The organism is Sinimarinibacterium arenosum, from assembly GCF_005047655.1.
In the GTDB taxonomy this organism is placed as follows: Bacteria; Pseudomonadota; Gammaproteobacteria; order Nevskiales; family Nevskiaceae; genus Solimonas.
On record NZ_SUKF01000008.1, the window covers coordinates 61,253 to 75,263 of the forward strand.

General features: G+C 61.1%; 13 protein-coding genes. 6 read left to right on the top strand and 7 right to left on the bottom strand.

From position 1 onward, the window contains the following. Positions 1 to 35: 35 nt before the first annotated feature. From E4T66_RS16115 to rpmH, 6 genes are read right to left on the bottom strand one after another with little or no spacing between them, the layout of a single operon-like run. Positions 36 to 500 (bottom strand): YiiD C-terminal domain-containing protein, encoded by a 465-nt coding sequence (locus E4T66_RS16115; protein ID WP_136850095.1) that lies wholly within the window; start codon positions 498 to 500, stop codon positions 36 to 38. 9 nt (positions 501 to 509) lie between these two features. Beyond that, positions 510 to 1,871: a tRNA uridine-5-carboxymethylaminomethyl(34) synthesis GTPase MnmE gene (mnmE, locus tag E4T66_RS16120; RefSeq protein WP_136850096.1), complete on the bottom strand. Its 1,362-nt coding sequence runs from the start codon at positions 1,869 to 1,871 to the stop codon at positions 510 to 512. Between the two features lie 9 nt (positions 1,872 to 1,880). Further along, positions 1,881 to 3,566 (bottom strand): membrane protein insertase YidC, encoded by a 1,686-nt coding sequence (yidC, locus tag E4T66_RS16125; RefSeq protein WP_136850097.1) that lies wholly within the window; start codon positions 3,564 to 3,566, stop codon positions 1,881 to 1,883. Positions 3,567 to 3,579: 13 nt separating this feature from the next. Then, positions 3,580 to 3,828: a membrane protein insertion efficiency factor YidD gene (yidD, locus tag E4T66_RS16130; RefSeq protein WP_136850098.1), complete on the bottom strand. Its 249-nt coding sequence runs from the start codon at positions 3,826 to 3,828 to the stop codon at positions 3,580 to 3,582. Next, positions 3,783 to 4,145: a ribonuclease P protein component gene (rnpA, locus tag E4T66_RS16135; RefSeq protein WP_136850099.1), complete on the bottom strand. Its 363-nt coding sequence runs from the start codon at positions 4,143 to 4,145 to the stop codon at positions 3,783 to 3,785. Before rnpA ends, yidD begins: the two co-directional genes overlap by 46 nt. Before the next feature lie 20 nt (positions 4,146 to 4,165). Continuing rightward, positions 4,166 to 4,303 carry a 50S ribosomal protein L34 gene (gene rpmH, locus E4T66_RS16140; RefSeq protein WP_136850100.1) on the bottom strand — a complete coding sequence of 46 codons (138 nt, stop codon included), beginning with the start codon at positions 4,301 to 4,303 and terminating at the stop codon, positions 4,166 to 4,168. A 167-nt stretch (positions 4,304 to 4,470) separates the two neighbouring features. On the opposite strand from rpmH, the gene dnaA reads away from it, so the two are divergent. The 4 genes from dnaA to gyrB all read left to right on the top strand — a co-directional run bounded on the left by dnaA (position 4,471) and on the right by gyrB (position 10,843). Then, a complete protein-coding gene (gene dnaA, locus E4T66_RS16145; RefSeq protein WP_136850101.1) occupies positions 4,471 to 5,811 on the top strand; it encodes a chromosomal replication initiator protein DnaA in 1,341 nt (446 codons plus the stop codon). A gap of 240 nt (positions 5,812 to 6,051) precedes the next feature. Beyond that, entirely contained in the window at positions 6,052 to 7,152 is a 1,101-nt protein-coding gene (dnaN, locus tag E4T66_RS16150) for a DNA polymerase III subunit beta (RefSeq protein WP_136850102.1), read from the top strand. A gap of 47 nt (positions 7,153 to 7,199) precedes the next feature. Next, positions 7,200 to 8,279, top strand: coding sequence for a DNA replication/repair protein RecF (recF, locus tag E4T66_RS16155; RefSeq protein WP_136850103.1), 1,080 nt, complete (start codon positions 7,200 to 7,202; stop codon positions 8,277 to 8,279). Between the two features lie 86 nt (positions 8,280 to 8,365). Continuing rightward, complete coding sequence (gene gyrB / locus E4T66_RS16160; protein WP_136850109.1) at positions 8,366 to 10,843, top strand: DNA topoisomerase (ATP-hydrolyzing) subunit B; 2,478 nt, start codon at positions 8,366 to 8,368, stop codon at positions 10,841 to 10,843. Positions 10,844 to 10,865: 22 nt separating this feature from the next. On the opposite strand, the gene gcvA is transcribed toward gyrB, so the two are convergent. Further along, positions 10,866 to 11,849: a transcriptional regulator GcvA gene (gene gcvA, locus E4T66_RS16165; protein WP_136850111.1), complete on the bottom strand. Its 984-nt coding sequence runs from the start codon at positions 11,847 to 11,849 to the stop codon at positions 10,866 to 10,868. A gap of 273 nt (positions 11,850 to 12,122) precedes the next feature. On the opposite strand from gcvA, the gene E4T66_RS16170 reads away from it, so the two are divergent. Both E4T66_RS16170 and E4T66_RS16175 read left to right on the top strand, forming a co-directional pair. After that, positions 12,123 to 12,962, top strand: coding sequence for an SDR family oxidoreductase (locus E4T66_RS16170; RefSeq protein WP_136850113.1), 840 nt, complete (start codon positions 12,123 to 12,125; stop codon positions 12,960 to 12,962). 89 nt (positions 12,963 to 13,051) lie between these two features. After that, positions 13,052 to 13,996: a DegV family protein gene (locus E4T66_RS16175; protein WP_136850115.1), complete on the top strand. Its 945-nt coding sequence runs from the start codon at positions 13,052 to 13,054 to the stop codon at positions 13,994 to 13,996. Positions 13,997 to 14,011: the final 15 nt, after the last annotated feature.

Consider the following 14,011-nt stretch of genomic DNA (forward strand, 5'->3'; position numbering starts at 1 on the left):
AAGCGTACGGCCGCCATCGTAGCAGCCCGGCAAATTCAGGCCGACACAGTGTCGCCCGCAGCCTTCGGCGTGGCGACATAGACCCCGCGCACTTGCACCGCGTCGCCGCCGTCACTGTAGACGCGGCTGTCGATCTCGAGACGCGCGCGCTGGCCGTTGCGCAGCTGTTCGATGAATGCCTGCCATTGCGGCAACGGCAATCGGCTCTCCGCGTGCAGCTCGCCATTGCCGGGGCGCAGATAATCGAGCGTGCTGCGCCGCACGACCAGCGTGACATCGAGTGCCTGCTCGGCCAGGCCATGATGGACCACACACCAGCCGGCCAGAATGCCCAGCGCCGCGAGACTGCCACCAAATGCGGTGCCGTGATGATTCAGGTTCGGCGCCAGCGGCGCCGCCAGCCGGATCTGCGTTGCGTCCAGTTCGGCCACACGCACCTGTAGCGCCCGCGTCAGCGGGATGTTGTCGTGCAGGAACGCGGTGAATTCTTCTGCGGTCATGCGGCGGCGTTATTTGCCGATGCAGAAGCGGGAAAAGATCTCGCCGAGAAGATCGTCGCTGCTGATCTTGCCGGTGATCTCGCCGAGCGCGTCCTGCGCAAGACGGAGTTCTTCAGCCGCGAGTTCGACATCGGCGCCTTCGCGCAAACGCTGTTCGGCGTCCTGCACGAACGCCAGCGTGCGACGTAGCGCGTCAACATGACGGGTGCGCGCGGAAAAACTGCCCTCACGCGTTTCGCTGATGCCGGCCACGCGATGCAGCTCGTGAATCAAGCTGTCGATGCCACGCCCGTCCGCTGCGGACAGCGACAGATGCACCACGCCGCCTTCAACCCAGCGCTGTGGTGCGGTGTCGTTCAGCAAATCACTCTTGTTGTGCAGCACGATACGTTGCAGCGTTTGCGGCAGGCTGGCCAACAGCGCCGCATCTTCCGACGTCAGCCCCTGCGGGGCCTCGAGCAGAAACAGTGCGACCTCGGCGTGTTCCAGTGCGCGGCGTGCGCGACGCACGCCTTCCTGTTCGACCACGTCACTGGATTCACGCAGCCCGGCGGTGTCGACCACCGTCAGCGGCAGGCCGCCCAGATCGAGATTTTCGCGCAGCACGTCGCGGGTGGTGCCGGGAATGTCCGTGACAATGGCAACGTCGGCACCAGCCAGACGATTGAGCAAAGTCGATTTGCCAACGTTGGGACGACCCGTCAGCGCGACGGTCAGACCATCACGCAGCCGGCGACCCTGATCGGCTTCCTTGAGCAATTGCGCGATCTGTTGTCGCAGCGCTTCGACGCGTGCGCGCAGCCCGGCGTCGGCGAGCCAGTCGATGTCTTCGTCGGAAAAATCCAGAGCGCCTTCGACAAACACCCGCAGTGAAACCAGTTCCGCGGTCAGTTGTCCGACGCGGCGTGACAGTTCTCCGTCCAGCGAACGCATCGCGGCGCGCGCGGCATCGCGGGTGCCGGCGTCGATCAGATCAGCGATGGCTTCGGCCTGGGCGAGATCGAGGCGGTCGTTCAGAAAGGCGCGCTCGGAGAACTCTCCGGGCCGTGCGATGCGGGCGCCGGCAGCGCAGGTCGCTCGCAGCAGTGTGTCGAGCACGACCGGGCCGCCGTGGCTTTGCAGCTCGACGACGTCTTCGCCGGTAAACGAATGCGGTGCCGGAAAGTACAGTACCAGACCGCGGTCGATGGTGTTGCCATCAGCGTCACGAAACGAACGCAGGGCCGCCACGCGGGGTGACGGCAATGCACCGCAGAGGGTGTGCGCGATCTGCGCTGCGTCGGGTCCGGACAGGCGGACAACGCCGATCGCGCCCCTTCCGCTCGGGGTCGCGATCGCGGTGATGGTATCGGTCGTCGGGTTCGGGCTCACGCCCGCACTCTAGCGCTTGACCGCGGCCTTCGCGGCATCCGCACTTTCCAGCCGGCGCGTGATGATCCACTGCTGGGCGATACCGATCAGGTTGCTGACGAACCAGTACAGCACCAGACCCGACTGGAAGAAGGTGAAGAACGCCGTCAGCATGATCGGCATCAGCTGCATGATCTTCTGCTGTGTCGGATCGGCCACCTGCTGACCGGACAGCTTTTGCTGGATGAACATGCTGACGCCGAACAGCACCGGCAGCACGTAATAGGGGTCCGGCGAGGTCAGATCGTTGAGCCAGAAGATGAACGACGCCTGGCGCAGTTCAACCGATTCCAGCAGCACCCAGTACAGCGAAATGAAGACCGGGAACTGCACCAGCAGCGGCCAGCAACCGGCCAGCGGATTGAAACCCTCTTTCTTGTAGAGCTCCATCATCGCTTTCTGCATGCGCTCGCGATCGTCGCCGAAGCGTTCCTTCAGCTCCTGGATCTTCGGCGCGAACTTCTTCATCTTGGCCATCGAGCGGTACTGCGCTTCCGACAGCTTGTACATCATGACCTTGACCAGCAGGGTCAGCAGGATGATCGCGAAGCCCCAGTTGCCGGTCCAGCCATGCAGGTGCGACAGCAGCCAGAACAGCGGCTCGGAGATCGGCGTCAGGATGCCGTAGTCCAGGGTCAACTCGAAGCCCGGAACGATGTCGTCCAATCCGTCCTGCAACTTCGGACCGAGGTACAGCGGCGTATCGAAGCTGACCTGGGTCCCGGCGGCAATGGTCTGGGTCTGACCAACGTATTGCGCCATGTATGCCTGGCCCTGGGTCGGCTTGGCGGTATAGCTCGCGGTCTGATCCGGCGGCGGCAGAATCGCGGCAACGAAGTAGTGCTGCAGCATGGCGATCCAGCCGCCCGTCTGATTCGCCTCGTAGGCATCCTTGTTCAGCTTGTCGAGCTTGGTCTTCTTGTAGCGGTAGCCGTCACCGCCTTCCTTCTGCTCGTAAAAACCGACGCCGGTGAAGGTACTGGCGAAGCGGGGTTCGCCGCCCGCCTGGTAGTTGGTGCGCACCAATCGTGCGTAGGGGCTGGCAACGATGTCGGCGGCGCTGCTGTTGTCGAGTTCGTGAATCAGATCGATCTTGTAGCTGCCGCGCGTGAAACGGTAGATCTTGCGCGCGGAATAGCCGCTCGGATCGGTATAGCTGAGCACGACATCCAGCTGATCCTGCCCGGCAGCCATGTGGTACTCGGTCTGCGTGGCGGTGTAACGGGTCTTGTGCGTGATCAGCTGGGCCGTCGTGCCGGCAAGACCGCTCTGCAGTACAAAGTAATGTCCGTCGCGATCGTCCAGCAGCGCGAACTTTTCGTCCGGATTCTTCTTGGTCACCGAGTAGTCCTTCAGCGCCAGGCGCCGCAACTCGCCGCCCTCGGTGCTGATTTCCGCGGTCACCAGGTCGGTGTCGACAATGATGCGACTCTCAGGCGCTGTTCCAAGTCCGGCGTCCGGGGTCGGCGCAATGGCGGGAGTCTGTCCCGGCGTCGCGACGGGGACATCGACGTCGGCGACGGTTGCCGTGGCCGGCGCGGCACCGGTGGAGACGGCGGGCTGCGCCTGCGGACCGTAGTCCTGTTGCCAGGCCTGATAGGTGAAGAACAGGACAACGCCGATCAAGGCAATAAGAAAGAAGCGGCGGTTTTCCATGACGGATCGTTGACTAGGGTCGGTGGGTCGATTCGGGCACGGGATCATACCCGCCTGGGTTCAACGGGTGACAGCGCAGAATGCGTCTGATCGCGAGCCAGCTGCCACGCAGTGCGCCGTGCAGCCGCAAAGCGTCAATGGCGTAGTGCGAACAACTGGGATAGAAACGGCAACGCGGGCCGAGCAGAGGGCTCAGCACCAGCTGATACGCGCGGATCAGCAGGACGAGGCCGCGGCCTGGGACGCTGAGATGCGTCGCCACAGCGACTGCAGATTCGCGCGCAACTCCAGACTGCTCGCCTTCGTCGCGCCCGCTTTCGACAGGATCACAATGTCCACAGCAGGCAGTAGCTCCGCGCTGTTGCGGAACTGTTCGCGAATCTGCCGTTTGATGCGATTGCGTTCCACGGCCAGAGGAACCGTCTTCTTCGCAATCGCCAGACCTACACGCGGACAATCCAGCGTGTTGGCCGCATACACCGCCGTGAACCAGCGCTCGTGGATCCGCTTCCCCTTCGCAAAGGCGTTGCGGAACTCCGGAGGCTTGAGCAGGCGGGCGCGCCGCGGGAAGCGCGCCATGGGTCACTGCGCCGCCCGGCTCAGGCCGACAGCCGCTTGCGCCCCTTGGCGCGACGACGCGACAGCACCAGACGACCACCCTTGGTGGCCATGCGGGCGCGGAAACCGTGAGTACGCTTACGGCTCAGCTTTTTGGGTTGATATGTGCGCTTGGACATGACATCCCCCGAAAGGGTCTTTAAGCAAAAAGGGCGCGGAGTTTAGCGGCTGAAGCTTTTGTGTTCAAGCGGATAGATGGATCGCCTGTGGATAAGTGTGACGCGAAGCCGTAGACTGGCACACCGACGCGGTCGGGGGCCCGTCACCGAATCACCAAAAGAACTCCATGTATCAAAAGGAACTCTGGGCGCAATCCGTGCGCTGGCTGGAAGGCGAGCTATCGGATCGCGACATCAACACCTGGATTCGCCCGCTGCACCCGATTGCTACCGAGGGTCGTCTGCTGCTGCTGGCGCCCAATCGACTCGTGGTCGAGCGTGTGCGAGAAAACTTTCTCGCGCTGATCGAACGCGCGCTGCACGCGGTGGGAGGCGATGATGCGCCGGCCGTCGATGTCGGCGTCGGCTCGGCCGAGTCAGCCTCCGCGACAGCGACCACCCCGATGTCGGCGCCGCTTGCCGCGGTCGAGGAACCGAGCAGCGCAGTTATCACCGGCAAGCTCAATCCCGACTACACCTTCGTCAACTTTATTGAGGGGCGCTCGAATTCCCACGCGCGTGCCGCTGCCGAACATGTGGTCGAGACGCCGGGGCAGGAATACAACCCGCTGCTGATTTATGGGAGCTCCGGCCTGGGCAAGACCCATCTGATGCATGCCGTCGGCAATGCAATCCTCAACAGCAATCCGCGCGCGCGCATCGCCTACATGGGTGCTGAGCAGTGGATGAATCACTTCACCTCGGCGATCCGTCACGGCCGCACCGAAGAATTCAAGAACCTGTATCGCTCGGTCGATGCGCTGCTGATCGATGACGTGCATTTCTTTGCTCACAAGGAACGCACCCAGGAAGAGTTCTTCCATACGTTCAACGCGCTGATCGACGCGCATAAACAGATTGTGCTGACGTCCGATCGCTATCCCAAGGACGTCGATGGGATCGACGAGCGCCTGAAGTCCCGTTTCGCCTGGGGTCTGTCGGTGGCGGTCGAGCCCCCGGAGCTGGAAACCCGCATGGCGATCCTGATTGCCAAGGCCGAGGCCAACAATGTCCGGCTTCCGAAAGAAGTGGCTTTGTTTGTGGCACAGCGCGTGCGGTCCAACGTGCGTGAACTTGAAGGGGCTTTGCTGCGACTGACGGCCAGCTCGCGGCTGCGCGGTGAACCGCTGACGGTCGACTTTGCGCGCACCACGTTGAAGGATCTGCTGGCCGCTTATGAGCGCATGGTGACGATCGAGAACATCAAGCGCACGGTGGCCAACTACTACAACATCCGCGTAGCGGATCTGAGCTCGGCCCGGCGCACGCGTTCGTTGGCGCGCCCGCGCCAGATCGCGATGTCGCTGGCCAAGGAACTGACCCAGCACAGCTTGCCGGAAATCGGCGACGCGTTCGGCAAGGACCACACGACGGTATTGCACGCTTGCCGCAAGGTGACGGAGCTGCGTGGTGAAGACCTGAAAATTCGCGAGGATTATGAGAATCTGCAGCGACAACTGGGGGTCTGAAACCTTGTTGGCAGATACCCGGGTAAATCAGGGTGTATCGACACGAACAACATGTGGATAACAACTGTCATGAGGTTATCCACAGGAAAAGCGGGCTCAACTGCGGTGCTGAGTTAAGCTGGTTTTTTCGTCTAATTATTTGTTTTTTAAATAGTTTTAAAAGTTATTCAGTGCCAGGGCGACAGCTTACTACTGTTACTTATTTAAACATCTATACAGATATTGGAATCTGGTGACGTCATGAAACTGCAAGTGGGGAGAAACGAGCTGTTGTCCGCGCTGTCGGCCGTGATCGGTGTGGTCGAGCGTCGACAGACCTTGCCGGTGCTGTCGAACTTCCTGCTCGAACTCAAGGATGACGAACTGATCGTCACCGGAACCGATCTCGAGATCGAGCTTGAAGCGCGTGCCCGCGTCCAGAACCTGGCACCCGGTCGAGCCACGATCCCGGCACGCAAGTTGTTCGACATCTGCCGCGGTTTGCCGGAGGGTGCAGAGATCAGTCTGGAGCTCGGCGCCGAGAAAGCGCAGCTCAAGTCGGGTCGCAGTCGCTACTCGCTCGCCTGTCTGCGTGCCGAAGAGTTTCCGGCGATGGGACGTGTCGCGGAGGGCGTCAGCCTGACCTTGCAGCAGGGGCAGCTCAAACGCCTGATCGAGAAGACCCAGTTTGCGATGGCGCAGCAGGACGTGCGTTACTACCTCAACGGCATGCTGCTTGAGGTCAACAGCCAGCGTGTGCGGTCCGTTGCGACCGATGGTCATCGACTCGCGCTGAGCGAAGTCGCCATCGCAACTGGTTTCTCAGAAGTCAGTCAGGTCATTGTTCCGCGCAAGGCGGTGCTTGAACTGCAACGTCTGCTCGATGCCACTGAAGAGTCCGTGACGGTGAAGATCGGCGCGGGACAGATCGAAGTGGATCTCGACGTGGTTCGGATGACTTCAAAGCTGATCGATGGTCGCTTCCCGGATTACGAGCGCGTGGTTCCGGATTCAGGTGACAAGCAGGTCAATGCCGACCGCGAGATGGTCAAGCGTGCTTTGGCGCGCACCGCGATTCTGTCCAACGAGAAATTCCGCGGCGTGCGTCTGAGCCTGGACGGCGACAAGCTGAGCCTGCAGACGCATAACCCGGAGCACGAGGAAGCCGAAGAGGATCTTGAGGTCTCCTATGACGGCACACCGATGGAAATCGGCTTCAACGTGAACTATCTGCTGGATGCATTGAGTGCGCTGGATGGCGAGCGGTTCGTGATGCTGTTGAAGAACTCTGATTCGAGCGGTTTGATTCACGGTGCGGATGACGACTCCAGCAAGTACGTCGTCATGCCCATGCGGCTCTGATGGCGGAGCTGTGACAGCCAGACCGTTCCTGATCACGGCGGTCGTCGATGACGCTCGACGAACTTCGTAGCGACAACTTCCGGATGTTCGACAACTTGAGCCTGCAACCCCATTGCAGGCTCAACGTCGTTCTGGGGGTCAATGCTGCAGGCAAGTCCAGCCTGCTGGAATCGATCTATCTGCTGGGCCGCGGCAAGAGTTTCCGCGGCAGCTCGTTGCAGGAGTTGGCTGGACCTCGTGAGCGCCGATGGACGGTGTTTGGTCGGCTGTCAGAGTCACGGAACGGTCCGACCAGTACGCATGGTCTGGGCTGGGACGCGGAAAACGGATTGCAGATTCGCTGCGATGGATCGGCGGCGAATGTTCTGGATCTGGTCCAGCGGCTGCCTGTGCAGATACTTGATCCGGGTTTGCATCGGGTGCTTCAGGAGGGACCGACCTATCGGCGCAGCTTTCTTGACTGGGGAGTGTTCCACGTGGAACCTCTGTTTCTGCCCACCTGGCGTCGATACCGCCGTGCATTGCGTCAGCGCAACCACGCGTTGAGGTCCGGACAGTCCGAGCGCGAGGTCGCAGCGTGGGAGCCCGAGCTGGCTCAGAGTGGAGAGGCCTTACAGGCTTTTCGCTTGCGGCATCTGGAAGGGGTTCAACGGCTCGTCAGCGACTATCTTCGCGTGCTGTTGGGCGAAGGTGAGTGGAGCTTTGACCTGTCCAGTGGTTGGTCACGAACACAATCGCTGGCGGAGGCCCTGTTAGCGCATCGTGCTCAGGACATGCGGCTGGGCATGACTCATCAAGGCCCGCACCGCGCCGAATTGCGGATACGGGTGGGTAGTCATGCCGCGAAGAATCGAATCAGTCGTGGTCAGCAAAAGTTGCTGATCTCGGCTTTGGTTCTGGCTCAGTGCCACGAGATTGGGGAGGTCACCGAACGGTGGCCGATCGTGTTGGTGGATGATTTTGGCGCGGAGTTGGCCGAGCGCTATCAGTGCGCATTGATGGACGTTCTGGGCGAGTACCGCGGGCAGCTGTTCGTAACAGCGTTTGAATCGGCGAACGCTTTCGAGCGGGTTGCGGACAAGCGCATGTTCCACGTGGAACATGGGCGCGTGTCGTTATTGAGTTGATTTGAGGTCTCTGCGGGTGTTCCACGTGGAACATCGGGAGAGAGGGGATCAGTGTTAAAATTACGGACTTTTTGCAGGCTTCGAGCATGACACCAGACCAGAACGCCGCCGCATACGACGAATCCAGCATCCAGCAGCTCGAAGGGCTTGAGGCCGTACGAAAGCGGCCGGGCATGTACATCGGAGACACCTCCGATGGCACCGGTTTGCATCACATGGTTTTCGAGGTGGTCGACAACGCGATCGACGAAGCGCTGGCTGGGCATTGCGACGATATCGTTGTGACGATCCACAGCGACAACTCGATTTCGGTGACCGATAACGGTCGCGGTATTCCGGTCGGCATCAAGTTTGACGACAAGCACGAGCCCAAGCGCACTGCCGCCGAAATCGTCATGTGCGTGCTGCACGCTGGCGGCAAGTTCAACCAGAACAGCTACAAGGTGTCTGGTGGTCTGCACGGCGTCGGCGTGTCCTGCGTCAACGCGCTGTCCAAGTGGCTGAAGCTGACGATCCGTCGCGACGGCAAGAAATACATGATGGAGTTTCACCAGGGCAAGCCAGTCGATCGCCTGGTGGAAATTCAGAAAGGTGTCGAAGTTTCTCCGCTGAAAATCGTTGGCGACACCGATGCACGCGGAACCGAGGTGCACTTTCATGCCGACGAAGAAATTTTCGGCAATGTCGAATATCACTACGACATTCTGGCCAAGCGCCTGCGCGAACTGTCGTTCCTGAACAACGGCGTGCGTATCCGCCTGATCGACGAGCGCATCGGCAAGGAAGAGGATTTTGCATTCGCTGGTGGCGTGCAGGGTTTCGTCGAGTACATCAATCGCGCCAAGTCCGTGCTGCATCCAACGGTGTTTCATTCCACCGGTGTGGCCATGGTCAACACCGGTGGGCCGGAACTGATTCCGGTCACAGTGGAAGTGGCGATGCAGTGGAACGACAGCTACCAGGAACAGGTGCTGTGCTTCACCAACAATATTCCGCAGTCCGATGGCGGCACGCATCTGACCGGTTTGCGCGCCGCGATGACGCGCATCATCAACAAGTACATCGACGAGCATGAGTTCGCCAAGCGCGCGAAGGTCGACATCGCCGGTGATGACATGCGCGAAGGTCTGGCCTGCGTGCTGTCGGTCAAGATGCCGGACCCGAAGTTTTCCTCGCAAACCAAAATGAAACTGGTGTCCAGCGAGGCCCGCCCGGCAGTCGAAGAAGTGGTGGCGGACAAACTCGCGGAGTTCCTGCTGGAGCGTCCGAACGAAGCCAAGACCATCTGCAGCAAGATTGTTGAAGCTGCGGCAGCACGCGAGGCTGCGCGCCGTGCGCGCGAAATGACCCGGCGCAAAGGCGTCATGGATGGCATTGGCCTGCCGGGCAAACTTGCGGACTGCCAGGAAAAGGATCCGGCCAAATCCGAACTGTTTCTGGTCGAGGGTGATTCGGCAGGCGGTTCAGCCAAGCAGGGTCGCGATCGCCAATTCCAGGCGATCCTGCCGCTGAAGGGCAAGATCCTCAACGTCGAACGCGCGCGCCTGGAAAAGATGCTGTCGTCGCAGGAAGTCGCGACGCTGATTACTGCGCTGGGCTGCGGTATCGGCAAAGACGACTTCAAGCCGGAAAAGCTGCGTTACCACCGCATCATCATCATGACCGACGCCGATGTCGACGGCTCACATATTCGTACCTTGTTGCTGACCTTGTTCTATCGGCACATGTACGAGCTGGTCGAACGCGGACACATCTACATCGCGCAGCCGCCGCTGTACAAGCTGAAAGCGGGCAAGACCGAAACCTACGTCAAGGATGATGCCGAGCTGCGGAACTGGCTGATCTCGGCTGCGCTGGAGCAGGCGGTGCTGACGCCCGCCAATGCCGAGCCGCTGGAAGCCGGCGTATTGGAAGCGCTAATCCGCGAGTTTGCTTCGATTGAGGAGCTGGTTGAACGACTGGCCCGGCGCTATGACCTCAACGTGCTGAAGACCCTGGCTCGCCTTGCGCCGTTGGGTTACGACGAGAGTTCGCTGACGCAGTGGGCAGAGGGTTTCACACTGGCTCTCAATGGCGAGGGCCTGCACGGCACTTACACGGTGGAAGCCAAACTGGGTTCCGAAGGTCCGTTGCTGAAGGTTACTCGCGCGCTTCATGGAAACACGCAAGTGTTTAATTTCAGTAGTGATTTCTTTGCTGGGCCTGAATATCAGCGGATCGCGGCACTTCGCAAACAGGTGAACGATCTGGCAGGCAACGGCGTTCAAGTCAGCCGTGGTGAACGTAGTCAGACGGTAGATTCCTTCGACGCCGCCTACACCTGGCTGCTCAATGAAGCGCGCCGTGGACTGCACATTCAGCGCTACAAAGGTCTGGGTGAAATGAACCCGGAGCAGCTGCGTGAAACCACGCTGGATCCGAAGAACCGTCGCTTGGTTAAAGTTGATGTCGAAGACGTCGTTGCCGCCGATCAGATTTTTACGACCCTGATGGGTGAGCATGTTGAGCCGCGGCGCGAGTTCATTGAAAAGAACGCGCTACTGGTGGGCAACCTCGATCTCTGAGCCACCGCGGGTCGCCGCGGGCTCAGGCCGCCGGCTGTTCCGTCGTATCGGCGGCCGGCAGTTTGGCCCACGGTTCGCGCGCGGCTTCGTCGATCAGCCAGTTGCGGAATGCGACGATGGCAGGGTTGTTCAACGCGGCCGGGCGACAGACTGCGAAATACGACGTTCCCATCGTCAGACCGAGCTTGAAGGGCATCACCAGACGCCCGGCGGCGATATCGGCACCGGCGACGATCGGAATGCCCAGAATCACGCCGACACCGTCGACCGCAGCTTCCATCGCCGGGACCACGTGATTGAAAGTGATTCCGCGCGACACCTTGATGTCACGGAGCCCGGCGGCGCGTAGCCAGCTGCTCCAGGTCGGTCGACCGACATCCAGCGACGCGATATCGCTCTGGTAGTGCAGCAGCGTGTGAAAGCTCAGGTCCTCGGGCGTACGCAGTGGGTGCTCGCCCTGTAACAGACGCGGACTGCACATCGGCAGTGCCGTGGGCCGGAACAGTTCGTGAACCACCATGCCGTCATAATCGCCATCGCCGAGGCGGATCGCGATGTCGGCATCCTCGAGTAGACCCGGTGCCCCCGGCTCGCCATCCAGCGCCTTGTCGACCATCGACTGATGAACGGCAATGCGCAGCTCGATCTCGGGATGTCCCGCGGTAAATCCAGGCAAGCGCCCGACCAGCCACTTGGTGCCCAGCGCGGGCGGCACGCTGACGACAACTTTCCCGGCGCCGCGAAATTCATCGACTGCAGCGACGGCGTCCGCCAGCTGAGCGAAGGCGGCAGTGAGCTTGGGCAGGCAGGCCTGACCGGCGGGTGTCAGCTGGATGCGCCGTGGGAGCCGTGTGAACAGCGGCACGCCCAGATGCGTTTCGAGCATCTTGATCTGGTGACTGATGGCGGCCGAGGTGACGTGCAGCTCCTGTGCTGCCTTGGCAACACTGGCATGGCGTGCAGCGGCCTCAAAGGCACGCAGGCTATTCAGTGGGGGGAGTCTCACAGCGACAGTTTAGCTTTTCTAATCCGAAACCGGAAAATAAATCATTTGTTGCGCCGCAACATCCGGCGTATAAATATCACCGTCGGATCAAGGAACAGAGCGCAAGGCGCCTGACCAGGGTCCAAAAGGTCTCCTCCAGTCCCGCATTGCCGGGACCGCACTTTAGCCGCCCTCCCCCGGGCGGTTTTTTTATGGGCGAGAAAAAGGCAGTGTCCTGCGAAGCGCGTCCCGGAGCGGCTAAGCTCGCAGCTGAATTCCTGCCTGAATGCCTCAATGCCTGCTTCGACTCCAAATGTTCTGATCACCGGGTGCTCAACGGGTATTGGCCGTGCGCTGGCGCTGGCCTTTCACGCCCGCGGGTGTACCGTCTATGCAACCGCGCGACGGCCTGAACAGCTGGATGACCTAGCCCGACAAGGTATGCGCACGGCGGCGCTCGACGTCAATGATGCCGACAGTATCGGTTGCCTGAATGAACGGCTGCAGGCGGATGGGGCTGAAATCGATGTGCTGATCAACAATGCCGGCTACGGACAGATGGGGCCGCTTGCCGATACCGCCACCACCGCGCTGCGCCAGCAGTTTGAAACCAACGTCTTTGGCCTGATGGCGGTGACGCGGGCGTTGCTTCCGGGCATGGTGGCCCGCCGGCATGGCTGTGTCGTCAACATCGGCAGCGTATCCGGCGTGCTGGTGACCCCATTCGCGGGCGCCTACTGTGCGAGCAAGGCTGCCGTCCACGCATTGTCGGACGCGTTGCGAATGGAGCTCGCGCCCTTGGGCGTACACGTCATGACGGTGCAGCCTGGCGCCATACGTTCGCAGTTCGGTGCGACCGCACAAAGCGAGGTCGAACTGGTGCCGGACTCCTGGTATCGCGCGATTGCCGACCACGTCGCCGCACGTGCCGGTGCTTCGCAGCAGCATGCGACGGACGCAGCAGATTTTGCCGAAGCATTGGTCGCTGCTGTGCTGTCAACCCATCCGCCTGCGCTGCTGCGTATCGGCAACGGCAGTCGTGCGTTGCCGTTGATTGCGCGCTGGCTGCCACAACGGTTGCGGGATCGCATGCTGATGCGTCGCTTCGGCCTGCAGAAGCTCGCGAGCGGATGAGTGCCGAGTGATACACCCTGTGCCGTGTGCACGGGCCCGCACTGCGCTGGGCATAATACGCAGAGCGCCGTCGGCGCGAGGAGAACACTATGAGAATCGGCGTCGTAACCGACGCAAGCTGCGACCTGCCTGCGGAATTTCTGCGTCAGTATGACGTCGACGTTTTGCCCGTCACGATCCGGCTCGGCGACGAGCAGTTGATCGATGCGCGTGATCCTGAGCTCACACTCAAGTTCTATGCGCAGCAGCTCGCCGAAAAAGGCCTGGATGCGGAAACCCAGCCCTGTTCTGCAGAACAGATCCGCGACCGTTTTCTCGAAAGCATGGTCAGCCGCTACGACTACGTTTTCTGCATTACCGTCACCGCAACACGCAGCACGATATTCGAGAACGCAACCAAGGCGTCGTTTGCAATTCTCGGCGAGTACAAGGCAACCCGGGAAGCCGCTGGCGTCTCCGGTAGTTTCGCGCTGCGCGTTGTCGACTCCAAGAACATGTTCTGCGGCACGGGCGTCCTGGTGGCCGAAGCGGCCAAGCTGGCACGCAGCGGTGTTGCGCCCAACGAGGTCCGCAAGCGCATTGACGATCTGCGTGAGCACATCTGTGCCTACATGGTGCCGAGCGATCTCTACTACATCCGCAACCGCGGCATCAAGAAGGGTGAAAAAAGCGTCGGCTTCGTCGCCTATGCGCTGGGTTCGGCGCTCGACATCAAGCCGGTCATCCTGTCGTTCCGAGGGGAAACGCAGCCGGTGGCCAAAATCCGCTCGTATGAACGCGCGGTCGAGAAGATGTTCGAACACGTCGCACATCAGATCGAGGCCGGTATCGATACCCGCCATGTCTGCATCAGTTACGGCGGTGATCCGGCAGTGATCGAAACCCTTCCCGGTTATGCGCGACTGGCTGCGGCTGCCGAACGGACCGGGGTGGAGGTACTATCCAGCTTCATGTCCGCAACCGCGGCCGTCAACGTCGGCAGCGGTTGTGTTGCGGTGGCCTATGGCGGCGAGCTGCGCGCGTTCGGTCAATAGTCCGGAGCACGCGGC

Excerpts from the sequence above, each read along its gene's own strand:
- E4T66_RS16115 (WP_136850095.1), bottom strand. The coding sequence starts at position 500 with ATGACCGCAGAAGAATTCACCGCGTTCCTGCACGACAACATCCCGCTG.
- yidC (WP_136850097.1), bottom strand. The coding sequence starts at position 3,566 with ATGGAAAACCGCCGCTTCTTTCTTATTGCCTTGATCGGCGTTGTCCTG.
- rnpA (WP_136850099.1), bottom strand. The coding sequence starts at position 4,145 with ATGGCGCGCTTCCCGCGGCGCGCCCGCCTGCTCAAGCCTCCGGAGTTC.
- rpmH (WP_136850100.1), bottom strand. The coding sequence starts at position 4,303 with ATGTCCAAGCGCACATATCAACCCAAAAAGCTGAGCCGTAAGCGTACT.
- dnaA (WP_136850101.1), top strand. The coding sequence starts at position 4,471 with ATGTATCAAAAGGAACTCTGGGCGCAATCCGTGCGCTGGCTGGAAGGC.
- dnaN (WP_136850102.1), top strand. The coding sequence starts at position 6,052 with ATGAAACTGCAAGTGGGGAGAAACGAGCTGTTGTCCGCGCTGTCGGCC.
- recF (WP_136850103.1), top strand. The coding sequence starts at position 7,200 with ATGACGCTCGACGAACTTCGTAGCGACAACTTCCGGATGTTCGACAAC.
- gyrB (WP_136850109.1), top strand. The coding sequence starts at position 8,366 with ATGACACCAGACCAGAACGCCGCCGCATACGACGAATCCAGCATCCAG.
- E4T66_RS16170 (WP_136850113.1), top strand. The coding sequence starts at position 12,123 with ATGCCTGCTTCGACTCCAAATGTTCTGATCACCGGGTGCTCAACGGGT.
- E4T66_RS16175 (WP_136850115.1), top strand. The coding sequence starts at position 13,052 with ATGAGAATCGGCGTCGTAACCGACGCAAGCTGCGACCTGCCTGCGGAA.